10 protein-coding genes are annotated in these 12,277 nt (G+C 42.6%); 8 read left to right on the top strand and 2 right to left on the bottom strand.

Features of this window, described 5'->3' with window-relative positions; translation table 11 throughout:
* Nucleotides 1–97: 97 nt before the first annotated feature.
* Entirely contained in the window at nt 98–379 is a 282-nt protein-coding gene (locus tag HZA10_10710; protein MBI5196775.1) for an integration host factor subunit alpha, read from the bottom strand.
* A 320-nt stretch (nt 380–699) separates the two neighbouring features.
* The gene (locus HZA10_10705; protein ID MBI5196774.1) at nt 700–2,205 is read right to left on the bottom strand and encodes a long-chain fatty acid--CoA ligase; all 1,506 of its coding nucleotides are present in this window, start codon (nt 2,203–2,205) and stop codon (nt 700–702) included.
* A gap of 107 nt (nt 2,206–2,312) precedes the next feature.
* On the opposite strand from HZA10_10705, the gene HZA10_10700 reads away from it, so the two are divergent.
* The 8 genes from HZA10_10700 (at nt 2,313) to HZA10_10665 (ending at nt 12,225) form a co-directional block, all read left to right on the top strand.
* A complete protein-coding gene (locus HZA10_10700; GenBank protein MBI5196773.1) occupies nt 2,313–3,680 on the top strand; it encodes a phosphomannomutase/phosphoglucomutase in 1,368 nt (455 codons plus the stop codon).
* Nucleotides 3,681–3,829: 149 nt separating this feature from the next.
* Entirely contained in the window at nt 3,830–5,548 is a 1,719-nt protein-coding gene (phnD, locus tag HZA10_10695; protein MBI5196772.1) for a phosphate/phosphite/phosphonate ABC transporter substrate-binding protein, read from the top strand.
* Nucleotides 5,545–7,017: a HAMP domain-containing protein gene (locus HZA10_10690; GenBank protein MBI5196771.1), complete on the top strand. Its 1,473-nt coding sequence runs from the start codon at nt 5,545–5,547 to the stop codon at nt 7,015–7,017. Before phnD ends, HZA10_10690 begins: the two co-directional genes overlap by 4 nt.
* Nucleotides 7,014–8,339 carry a sigma-54-dependent Fis family transcriptional regulator gene (locus HZA10_10685; GenBank protein MBI5196770.1) on the top strand — a complete coding sequence of 442 codons (1,326 nt, stop codon included), beginning with the start codon at nt 7,014–7,016 and terminating at the stop codon, nt 8,337–8,339. Before HZA10_10690 ends, HZA10_10685 begins: the two co-directional genes overlap by 4 nt.
* A gap of 213 nt (nt 8,340–8,552) precedes the next feature.
* Nucleotides 8,553–8,720, top strand: coding sequence for a twin-arginine translocase TatA/TatE family subunit (gene tatA, locus HZA10_10680; protein ID MBI5196769.1), 168 nt, complete (start codon nt 8,553–8,555; stop codon nt 8,718–8,720).
* A gap of 44 nt (nt 8,721–8,764) precedes the next feature.
* Nucleotides 8,765–9,130, top strand: coding sequence for a hypothetical protein (locus HZA10_10675; GenBank protein ID MBI5196768.1), 366 nt, complete (start codon nt 8,765–8,767; stop codon nt 9,128–9,130).
* Nucleotides 9,127–11,649: a molybdopterin-dependent oxidoreductase gene (locus HZA10_10670; protein ID MBI5196767.1), complete on the top strand. Its 2,523-nt coding sequence runs from the start codon at nt 9,127–9,129 to the stop codon at nt 11,647–11,649. The genes HZA10_10675 and HZA10_10670 overlap by 4 nt, the downstream gene beginning before the upstream one ends.
* Nucleotides 11,650–12,225 carry a 4Fe-4S dicluster domain-containing protein gene (locus HZA10_10665; protein ID MBI5196766.1) on the top strand — a complete coding sequence of 192 codons (576 nt, stop codon included), beginning with the start codon at nt 11,650–11,652 and terminating at the stop codon, nt 12,223–12,225. It abuts the gene before it with no gap.
* Nucleotides 12,226–12,277 lie beyond the last annotated feature (52 nt).

Here is a 12,277-nt window from a genome sequence, read left to right as displayed (position 1 = left end):
TCAACCCCTGCTATCCCGCTTACCTCACCGATTTTATAAAAAAGCTTTTCAGGCATTGCTTTCTTCACAGGCAAGGGCTGTATTCAAAAACCGCAGTCTACAGACCTTTATCCGCAGCAGTTTTAAACTGTATGCTCGGTTTAAATGTAATTACTTTTCTCGGAGTAATCTGCAGTTCCGCCCCTGTCTTAGGGTTTCTTCCCTTGCGCGCCTTTTTCTTCCTGACCAGAAATGTTCCGAAACCGGCTATTTTGATGGACTCTCCTTCTGAAAGGATTGCCTTCATTGAATCAAAAAGGGTTTCCAGAATATCCATTGATTCCTTTTTTGAAAGACCGACTTTTTCAAAAATCGTGTCTGCTAAATCCGCCTTTGTCATATTAACCTCCTTGATGGTTTTTTATCTTGTCAAATTTTACCACAGAGAACACAGAGAAAATCACTAAATATATTAATAAGCTTAAATGTTTTTATTTTACTCACCTCGGTGCCCTCAAATTTATTTTCTTTTTAACTGCTCCAGCAGTTTAGATAGAGGACACTGAGTAATTCTCTGTGGACTCTGTGGTTTCATTTTTTTTAGTTTCCGTGAAACTCCGGTTTTTCTTAAATTATAAGAGACATACGCCTGTTGTCAAGAGATAATAGTTTAACAGTATAATTCAATTTTGACAACCTCTATGAGACATGGTCTGAATCTTACGGAGACGGCAATTTTCTCAGCTCCGTTTTTTTTATCTTGCCCGTGGCTGTCTTTGGAAATTCCTCAATAAATATTATCCTTCTCGGCATTTTAAATTGCGCTGCCTTCCCCTTTAAAAATCCTTTCAGTTCATGCTCATTAAGCACTGCGCCGTCCCTCTTTTTTATATAGAGCAGGGGAATTTCAGACCCTTTGCCGTCAGGTATGCCGACCATGGCACACTCCTCAACTGCCTGATTTTTTAATACGAGGTCCTCAACCTCGCGGGGATAGATATTCATTCCGTCAATGATTATAAGGTCTTTTTTCCTGTCAACGATATAGATATATCCGTCCTCATCAATCCTTGCGATGTCTCCGGTGTAAAGCCAGCCGTTTCTCAGCACGGCCTCTGTTTCTTCTTTCTTGTTGAAATACCCCTTCATGACATTAGCCCCTTTGACCGCAAGTTCTCCTGTATTTCCTTTTTCAAGAAACCTGCCGTCTTCTCCGACTGTAATTACTTCAATCCCCGGAAGCGGGGGACCCACAGAGCCTGCCTTTCTCATGCCGTGCAGGGGATTGACGGACACAACAGGCGAGGCCTCGGTAAGTCCGTAGCCTTCAAGAAGCGGCAGGTTAAACCGCTTCTCAAAAGTATTAAGCGTTTCTTCGGGCAATGCCGCCGCGCCTGATACGCATGTCTTTATCTTCAGGAAATATTTAAGTATGTGCTTTAAAAAGGACGGCAGTCTTTTTCTGGCAAGTATGTTGTAAATTGCCGGGACAGCAACAAACAGCGTTATCCTGTCTTTGAAAATACTTTTTAAAACTCTGGAAAATGGTTTTACCGAGGGCAGAAGAACTATACAGGCTCCTGAATACACTGGAACGATTACACATACGGTAAATGTAAATGCATGAAACAGGGGAAGGAATAATAAGACCCTGTCTTTTGATGTGAGGTGCATGACTTTTATGCAAGCCTCTGCATTTGAGAGCAGGTTTTTGTGTGTAAGCATTGCGCCTTTTGGAAAACCCGTTGTGCCGGATGTATATAAAAATACCGCAGTGTCATTCTCATCGGTTATGCTGTTGACTGTTGACTGTTGACTGTTGACTGACATCGGTATTTCATCAAACATCAAAATCCTGATATCAGGCAGGTCATTTTTTATTTTTTCAGCGTGGGATGAGAATTTTTCGCCGTATATCAGAATCCTGCACCCGCAGTCTTTCAGGATATAAGATACCTCTGATGCCGTCAGAAATGTGTTTATGGGGACAACTATGCCGCTTGCCCTGAGTATGGCAAAATAAGAGATGATGTATTCAGGGCAGTTCTCCATGAGTAGTGCAGTGCGGTCTCCTGCATTTAATCCAAGTTTTTTCAGCCCTCCGGCTGTGAGGCTGATTTTTTCATCTGCCTCTGAATATGTGAGTTTCCTCTTTTCAAACCTGATGAATGTCTTGCGGAGATGTTCCTCTGCCCTTTTTGACAGTAAATCGCTCAGTGTCATCATCTTTATTATTGAAAATTATAACACAGGTAAAAAAGTTAAGAGCCCTGCATGATGTTTTGAAAAATAATGTTATGTTATACTTATAAAAAAATTATTGGAGGCAATAAATGGTCAATCCTTCTATCTTCAGGCAGTACGACATACGCGGCGTATGGGAAAAGGATTTAACAAAAGAAGTTGCAGAACTTATAGGCAGGGCCTTTGCCTCTTACCTGCTTAAGTCCATTAACAAAGAACGGGCCAAGGTGAGCGTCGGCAGGGATGCAAGACTGCACTCAGGGATAATTCAGGAGAGCCTTGTCAAAGGATTAAATAACTCGGGAATTGATGTTGTAGACCTTGGCGTATGCCCGACGCCCTTGCAGTATTATTCACTCTTTAAGCTTCCCATAGACGGCGGTATTATGATAACCGGCAGCCACAACCCGCCTGAATTTAACGGCTTTAAACTGAGTGTGGGCAGGGAAACTCTGTTTGGTGATACCATTCAGGCTGTGAAAAAGGTATTGGATGAAAAGGATTTCAGAAGCGGGAAGGGCACGGTTGAAAGCTATCCGGTAATTGACGACTATATAAATTTCATCAAAGATAAATTTCAGAGTCTATCGGGGCTCAGGGTGGTAGTTGACGCAGGCAACGGCGTCGGCGGTCTTGTTGCGCCGAAGCTGTTAAAACTGCTTGGCGCAGAGGTTGTTGAGCTGTATTGCGAGCCTGACGGAAGATTTCCTAATCATCACCCTGACCCTGTGGTTGAAAAAAACATTGCGGACTTGATTGCAAAGGTAAAAGAGGCAAAGGCTCATGCAGGAATAGGCTATGACGGCGATGCGGACAGGATCGGCGCAGTTGACGAAGAGGGTGAAATCATCTGGGGCGACAGGCTGATGATTATCTTTGCAAGGGATATTCTGAAAGAAAATAGGGGAGCAAAAATAATAGGCGAGGTCAAATGCTCTCAGACGCTTTATGACGACATTTCCGCGCACGGCGGGGTTCCCATTATGTGGAAGACAGGACATTCCCTGATAAAAGAGAAGCTTAAAAAAGAACATGCCATGCTTGCCGGAGAGATGAGCGGGCATTTGTTTTTTGCCGATAGGTATTTCGGCTATGATGATGCAATTTATGCAAGCCTCAGGCTTTTGGAAATAATCAAGAAAGCAGGACAGCCCTATAGCACAAAGGCGCTGTTGAAGGACGCGCCCCGCATGACGTCAACCCCGGAGATAAGATTTGACTGCCCGGATGATATAAAGTTTAAGATTGTTGATAAAGCCGTAGAGGCGTTCAGGGAATACCCTTCTGTTACCATTGACGGCATAAGGATTAAATTTGAAGAAGGCTGGGCCTTAATCAGGGCGTCCAACACCCAGCCTGCGCTGGTCCTGAGGTTTGAGGCAAAGAACAATGACCGGCTGAAAGAGATAAAAAGTTTCGTTGAAACGAGGCTCAATAAGATAATAAAAGAAACTTAAAATATTTAAGTAACGGGTATACTGCGCAAGTGTCAGCTAAAGACAGAAAGCTCTGGGGCTATTCTGCGATTTAGTTTAGTTGCTGTACAATTTTCAGTGCAGCAGTTTATCATTAAAGGCACAAGTTATTGCTCTTGATAGAGATTCCAATGAATTTCCTCAATGGGAAAAGATACATTTTGGGTTTGATTTTTATCTCCTTTACTATTCTTTTGACTGTCTGCCTTCCGGATGATTCTTTTGCAAAGCAGGAAACTGTTATAAAAATCGGTGTAGCCTCCATGATTACCCCTATTGATACAGTCAAATATTATCAGGAGATAATTGATTATATCGGTGAGCAGATAAAGCAGCCTGTCCGGATGATTCACAGAAGGACATATGAAGAGATGGATACATTACTTGAAAAAGGTGAGGTTAAGGTTGCATTTATATGTTCTGCCCCCTATGTAGCTGATAAGGAACGGTTTGGTGTTGAACTTCTCGCAGCGCCAAGTGTGAATGGAAGTCCTAAATACAGTTCATATATTATTGTCCACAACAATAGCGCTATTAAATCTTTTCAGGAACTGGAAGGGAAGGTATTTGCTTTCACCGACCCGAGGTCCAACAGCGGCAAGCTGTATCCGGCATATCTTTTAAAGACGATGGGTTTTAAGCCAGAAAGGTTTTTTAAAAAATTTATATATAGTTACAGTCACAATAAATCAGTGGAGATGGTTGCAAAAAAAATTGTTGATGGCGCGGCAGTTGAGAGTATTATTTATGAATATATGCTGAAGAAGGGTTCTCCATATGTAAAGCAAACCAGAGTAATAAAGCGTTCACCGCTGTTTGGTATTCCCCCCGTTGTTGTTACAGGTGATATTGCCCCTGAACTTAAGAGAAAAATAAAAAATGCCTTTTTGAACATGCATAAAACAACGAAGGGAAAGGCAATACTTGACGCTATGATGATTGACGGATTTGTTGATGTTCCCGATACAGACTATGACTCCATAAGGGATATGGAGCGCGCTATCGGAAGTAATTCAAAGGTTACGGGAAAAACGAAAGGCAAGCAGACTGTTTATTTTGGAGTAATTCCGAGAGATAATCCGCGCATTATGTATGAAAAGTATCAGCCCCTTCTTGATTATCTTTCCGCAAAAACGCCTTATACCTATGAACTTGTGCTAAAGAAAAACTATGAGGAAACAGTCAATGCCATTGGCAGCAGGGAGGTGGATGTGGCTTTGCTTGGGCCGCTGACATATTTGGAAGCCCATGCAAAATATGGCGCAATATGCATCCTGAAATCAATAGGGGAAAACGGCAATGCAAGCTATAGAAGCGTTATAATAAAGAAGAAGGGGTCTCCTGCTAAAAGCCCTGCTGAGCTTAAGGGTAAAAGTGTTGCTTTTGCTTCATCTAAATCTACATCAGGTAACCTTATCCCCCGCTATCTTCTTGCTAACTATGGGATACACCTCAGCGACCTCAGCAGCTATGTTAATTTTGATTATCATGATTCTGTGGTAAAGGCGATTCTTAAGGGGCAGTATGATGCCGGAGCTGTAAGAGACTCTGTCGCCAGGAAGTATATGAAGCTCGGAATAGAAATTATTGCCGAGTCTGAACCTATTCCCACCGGCCCGCTTGTCGCAGGTCCCGGAACGGCTTTTTCAGTAATAGAGAATATCAAAAGGGCGCTCCTGGAATTAAACCTTAAAGATAGTGTCGGGCGGAAAGTTCTGGAAAAGCTTGATGAAGATTTTAAGAATGGTTTTACAGAAGCATCCGACATGGATTATACAAATATACGGGCAAAGATTAATGCAGTTCCGCAGACATGCGGAAGAGGTTGTCATCCGAAAATAAGGTTATGAAACCTAATTTTGCTTTTTTCTCCAGGATGGGTCTTCAGTATAAATTTATATTTTTTACCATGATGGCGATTATTTTTGTTATGAGCGTTATAGGATATATGGCAGTTAAGAGGGAAGAAAATATCCTTTATACCGAAGTTGAAAGGCAGGGCAGGCTTCTGGGCGAGACTCTTGCAATTCCCATCATAAATGATCTCATTTATGAAAGGCTTGGTCTTGTTGAAGAGGGCGGCCTTCTTGATAACTATTTATTGGAGATATTCAAAAGACAGGATATTGCGCTGCTTTATATCGCAGTTCTTGATGCGGAGGGCAAGGTATTTTCTCATAATAATATTACTGAGTTTGGGAAAGTTTATACAGACCCGCTGACCCAAAAGGCGCTGATGGTGGATGATACTGTGGTCCAACGGTATTCGGGGGGTAAACACAATGTTTTAGATTTCGGCATTCCTCTTCTAATAGGAAAGAAAAGATGGGGAACTTTGAAATTCGGAATATCCCTTGAAAATGTTGAGCATGAAACTATTGCTACAGTTAAAAGGATAATTATCTTAACAATATTCCTTCTTCTTGCGGGGTTTGCGCTTATACTGCTTCTGAGCAAGCGATTTATAAGTCCCATAACTCAGCTTGCCAGCACAATGGAGAAAACAAGGGGTGATTACCTTGATGTTAAAGTTGACGTAAAGGGGCATGATGAACTTGCTATGCTGGGAGAGAGATTTAACAGTATGATTGAGAGAATAAAACAGGCAAATGAGGAGTTGAAGAAAACCCACGAAAAGCTGGTTCAGTCAGAAAAACTTGCATCCATAGGTATTCTTGCCGCAGGTGTTGCACATGAAATAAACAACCCGCTCGGCGGACTCTTCAATTGCCTTCAGATGCTCAAACAGAATCCGGACAATGCGGAATTCAGAGAACGGTATCTGGACCTTATCAGGGAGGGCCTCGATAGGATAGAAAATACTGTAAACAAACTTTTGTGGATGTCGCGAAAGCCGGAACATGCACCGGTTAGCGTCAATATAAGAAATGCTGTTGACAGCGTTTATTCTTTTGTTGAATATAAACTTAAAAAAGGTAAAATTAACTTTGTTAATGAAGTGCCGGACAATCTGCACCTTGTTATTGACCTGCATGACTTCCAGCAGATGCTTATCAATCTTTTCATTAACTCAATTCACGCTATGAAAACCGGCGGCATTTTGGAAGTTAGGGGGTATCAGGGTAATTCAGCGGTTAAAATAGAGGTGAAAGACAACGGCAGCGGCATTGCAAAGGAAAATATGGGCAGGATATTTGACCCCTTTTTTACCACAAAGCCGACGGCTGAAGGAACAGGCCTCGGCCTTTGGCTGACTTATGAGATAGTCAAAAATTACAACGGAGAGATTTCCGTAGAAAGTGAGATAGGGAAAGGGAGCAGGTTTATCTTGAGCTTTCCAAATGATAAATCCGTATGAAAAACAGCATCCTGTTAATTGAAGATGAAAAACTGATGAGGATAACCCTTGAAGACGCCCTGAAATCAGCAGGCTATGAGGTCACATCTTTTGAGATAGGTATTGAGGCATTAAAGGCCCTGAAAACCAATTCTTTTGATATTGTAGTTACGGACATAAGACTGCCTGATATTGACGGCTTTGATATTGTTAGGGAAATTATCCCGATTAAGGATACACAAGTTATTGTAATGACAGCCTACGGCACGATAAAAGATGCAGTTGAGGCAATGAGATTAGGGGCATTTGATTATATAACCAAGCCGTTTGCCCTGGATGAATTTCTCCTGCTTATTGAGAGGGCGCTGGAAATAAAGAGGCTTAAAGAGGAAAATCTAAGGCTTAAAAAAGACCTTAGCAAGTGTTACTGTTTCCCCAATATTGTAGGTGAAGGCATTGAAATAAAGAAGGTATTTTCCTTGATTGAGAAGGTTGCCGGCTCAGATTCAACCATAGTAATACTCGGAGAAAGCGGAACGGGAAAGGAACTTATAGCAACAACAATTCATTATCAGAGCAAAAGAAAAGATAAGCCTTTGATTAAGGTTAACTGTGCGGCTCTGCCGGAAGGCCTTATAGAGAGTGAGTTGTTCGGACATGAAAAGGGGGCATTCACAGGTGCAATAAAGATGAAACCCGGCAGGTTTGAACTTGCCGACGGCGGTACAATTTTTCTTGATGAGGTCGGCGACCTTCCGCTTTCCACACAGGCAAAGCTTTTAAGAATAATTCAGGAGAGGACATTTGAACGGGTCGGCGGAACCGAAACATTAAATGTGGATATAAGGATAATTGCGGCGACAAATATGGACTTGTCAGAAGAGGTTAAAAAAAGACGTTTCAGGGAAGACCTTTATTATCGTCTGAATGTGATACCGATAACGATTCCTTCTTTAAGGGAGCGGAAGGAGGATATTCCCCTCCTGATTGACTTTTTTTTAAATAAGTTATCACGCAATATCCGTGTTTCAAAGGATGCTATGGATGTACTCCTTGAATATGACTATCCGGGTAATGTAAGAGAACTTGAAAACATAATAGAAAGGGGTGCGACCATCTCTTCTTCAGATACTATTAAAAAGGAGGACCTGCCGGCTTTTGTTCTAAAGAAGGAGAGTAATATCGGCCGGCTGTCTCTGTCGGATATATCGGCAAAGGCGGAGAAAGAATATATCATCAGGGTGTTAAAGAGTGCAAAAGGGAGTAAATCAAGAGCTGCCGAGCTTCTCGGGATAAGCAGAAAGACTCTCTGGGAAAAAATGAATGCATACGGAATTAATTAAAAAGGATTGTTCCTTAATCGTAACAATCCTTATTTTTATCTGCAGAAGTATCTTTTTGTTAACAATTCAGAAGAGTTAAGTCTTTTTGTCTGCTGTAAACTGTTTCTTTTTCGTAACATTCCCCCCTAAAAATATTATTTAAATCCCGTTAGTTACAAATAGCATGAAAGTTGCTTTAAACTAAGCAGGTTTCATCAAAAGAGAGGCGAAAATATGTTTGGAATAGGATTACCGGAAATGGCAGTAATTCTGATAGTTTTATTGTTTATTTTTGGCCCGTCAAGACTGCCGCAAATAGGCAAAAGCCTTGGCGGAGCGATATCAGGATTTAAGAATGCAATCAATGAAGACAAAACACCGGACAAGATAGAGAAATCCTGAGAGCTTTGAAATTTAATGTAAAAAGTTGATAGAGGAGGAGGATTATGAAAAAGGCTTTAATTGTGTGTTTAGTGTTGTTTTTTGCCTCAGCGGCAGCGGCAGCAGAAAAAAATCTTATTGAGTTGCATAAAAATGCGGGAAAGCTCAGCAATAAGGAATGCCTTGCATGCCATGCCAATATTAAAAAAGACATATCGCTTAACAAGAAATTTAAGACATATCACAGAGTCCACCTTGAATCAAAACTTCAAACCCCGAAAGATTGCACTGACTGTCACGAGTCAGTTGATTTAAGGGAGGGGTCTGCCGCTGCATTGAGAAAACAGGTGGACCCGGCTAATTGCGCAGGATGCCACAGCGGCGGGTTGGAAGGCGCAAAAGTATTATTTAAGCAGGAGGAGGGTAAATGAGCGAGAAAAGAGTTATAACACAAGAAGAGAAGGGTCTTTTTGAGCAGGTAACGGGCAAGCAATTCACAAGAAGGTCTTTTCTTAAATGGGCCTCGGCGCTTGCAGGCGCTGCAATTGCAAGCGGCCTTATATGGGATGACAAGTTTGGACTTTTTAGAGAAGCAAGCGCCCAGGAGAAATTATTAAAGGAGGGCGAATGGATTTACAGCAACTGCAATATGTGCGGCGGCCAGTCGGGCATTAAGGTTAAGGTTGTCAACGGCAGGGCAGTGAAGATAGAGGGAATAGCAAATCCTAACAATATAGCAAACATATCCGCAAACTATGAAAAGGCTTTAAGTGAACTTAGCGCTGTATTTAGCGATAAAGATTCAGCAGGGAGAATTTGCGCCAAGGGTAACTCGGGATTGAGGACAGTTTATGACCCTGACAGGCTGAAGACACCAATGGTGCGGGTTGGAGAGAGGGGCGGCGGCAAATGGAAGGCTGTATCATGGGATGAGGCGATTAATCAGGTTGCTGAAAATTTACAGAAAATCAGGGAGAAACACGGAGCAGAAAGCCTTGCATGGTTCAGTGAAGACCATAGCTTTACTCATATCCAAAGTGATTTCTGCAAGATGTACGGTACGCCCAACTACCATAATCATTCCAATCTCTGTGATGTTGCAAGAAAGGCATCTTTCAAACTTGTGATGGGTAATGAACGCCCCCTTGCCGACTTTGAAGACACTTCGTATGCTCTTATATTTGGGTGGAATCTCCTCGGTGCGATGAAGTGGATACACCTGCCGGGCATCTGGAACAGGGGCCGGGCAAAGGGCGCCAAGATGGTTTATATTGACCCTTTTTATAGCCAGACTGCTGCAAAGGCAGATGAGTGGGTTTCCATAAGGCCCGGCACTGACGGCGCCATGGCGCTTGCCATCGGGCATGTATTAATAAAGAAAGATTTTGTAAATAAACCCTTTATTAATGAGTGGTGTATTGGTTTTGATGAATATGCAAAATATGTTGCGGACAAAACCCCTGAATGGGCGGAAAAAATAACCAGCGTATCTGCAAAGACCATTGAAAGAATCGCAACAGAAATAGGTGAGACTGCAAAGGCAGGAAAGCCCGTTATTATTGATACATGGAGCGGTCCAGGACATCATACAAATGCTACACTTGGCGGTTATGCTATTACAATCCTGCCGGCTTTACTTGGCATGATTGATAAACCGGGCACAATGATAGAGCCCAGTAAGAAAGGCAATAAGCATCACGAACTTGAGGTTGATATCCCTTCACTGAAGAAGCCGAGGGTGGACGGCAAAGGGACAAAATATATTCTCGGGCATGGCTCTGGAATCTATGTTGAAACAAGGGAAGTGGTTTTAAACGGAAAGGAGTCAACTCCGGGTTCAGGTGTGCCAAAGGCAGGCATTTTTGTATTTCAGAATTTTATGATGTCTGTGCCTAATACAAAAAAGAATATGGATTTTATGAAAAAGCTGGAATATGTGGTGGTGCAGGATATATTTATGAGCGAGACTGCCGAGATGGCGGATATAGTTATTCCCGGGTCCGTATATCTTGAAAGATATGATTTTACCGGTTATTGGGTAACATGGCCTGTCCTCGGCTTAAGAAGACCGGTAATTAAATCGGTGATTAATGGTATGACAGAGGTTGAGTTCTGGATGGCGGTGATGAGAAAGATGGGTTTAAAGGATAAAAATAATTATTCTCCTGCAGACCTTTCTTATGATGCATTTTATGCCGATGAATACAACCCAACCGCTTTTGCCAAGGAACAGGACTGGGAGACATTTAAGAAGACTACGCTTATCATGAGCGGCAAGACAGAATATGAAAAATTCAGGAAGGAAGTAAAGATGCCTGAAGGCGGCAGTGTTGATGAGAAGACCGGGGTTGTAAAGGAAAAGCCTGACAAAGACGGTAAAGCTAAAGCGGTCGGAGTAAAGATAGGTGATAAAATCTGCAAGGGTTTTGAGACGCCGACAAAGAAGCTTGAACTGACATCGGCATTGCTTAAAAAGAACAATTACAGCGGACTTCCTGAATACAGTGAACCTGAAGACAAGCCGACTGCCGAATTTCCGCTGTACTTGGTCGGCTATAAGCAAAATGAACATACTCACTCGCGAACATTTAACAATGACTACCTGATGGAGATGAAGCCGGATAATCCTTTACTCATGAATTCAGCGACTGCGTCCAGCCTCGGGCTGAAGGACGGAGACGCTGTCTGGATAGAATCTCCTTATGCAAAGGCAAAGGGTACAGTGCAGATAACCGAGAGGATTCATCCCGAGGTAGTAGCCCTTCAGCACGGCTATGGCCATTGGGCATTTGGCAAGGTAGCAAAAGGAAGCCTTAACAAGATTAATAGATGGTCGCCCGCCGGTACTGCAGACGGGCAGTTCTTATCCGGCAAGGCCGAGAAATTTTCAGGGCAGATTGTTGCAAAAGAAATTGGTGTGAAGGTAATAAAGGCAGAGGGGGTGATATAAGTGGCAAAGAATCCGAATCAAATAGGATGGTATTTTAATGAAAACAATTGCATAGCCTGCAGGGCTTGTGAGGCAGGATGCAAGCAGGAGTTTGACCTTCCGATAGGTGTAAGACGCAGAAGGGTGATAATTAAGGAAGAGGGGAAATATCCTGATGTAAAAGTTAGATATATTTCAACTGCGTGTAATCATTGTGAAGAGCCTGCCTGCCTTAAGGCATGTCCTGTCGGCGCATATACTAAGGAGCCTCAGTTCGGCGTTGTCCTGCATGACCAGGAAAAGTGCATAGGCTGCAAACGCTGTGCTGCTGCCTGTCCTTACGGAGCGCCCCAGTTTGATGAGAAAAAGAAAAAGATGGATAAATGTTCACTCTGTTATCACAGGTTGAAGGAAGGACTTCCGCCTGCTTGTGCAAGAACATGCCCCAGTTATGCCTTATGGCATGGTAAAATGTCAGACATTGAGGCTCAGAATACGCCTCCGGAGATATACAGGAGACCACTCAAAGACAAATTGCCCGGATTTGCCGACCCTAAATTAACAGGCCCATCAGTAAAATTTTCAGAGAATAAGTAAAGGAATACGAAAGCGGAGCAGGGTATGCCTGCTCCGCCTTTTCCTTAGAAAT

It is taken from the genome of Nitrospirota bacterium, from assembly GCA_016212185.1.
Lineage (GTDB): Bacteria > Nitrospirota > Thermodesulfovibrionia > UBA6902 > DSMQ01 > JACRGX01.
The sequence above is the reverse complement of the archived record's forward strand: the minus strand, read 5'-3'. Positions and strand labels throughout refer to the sequence as shown.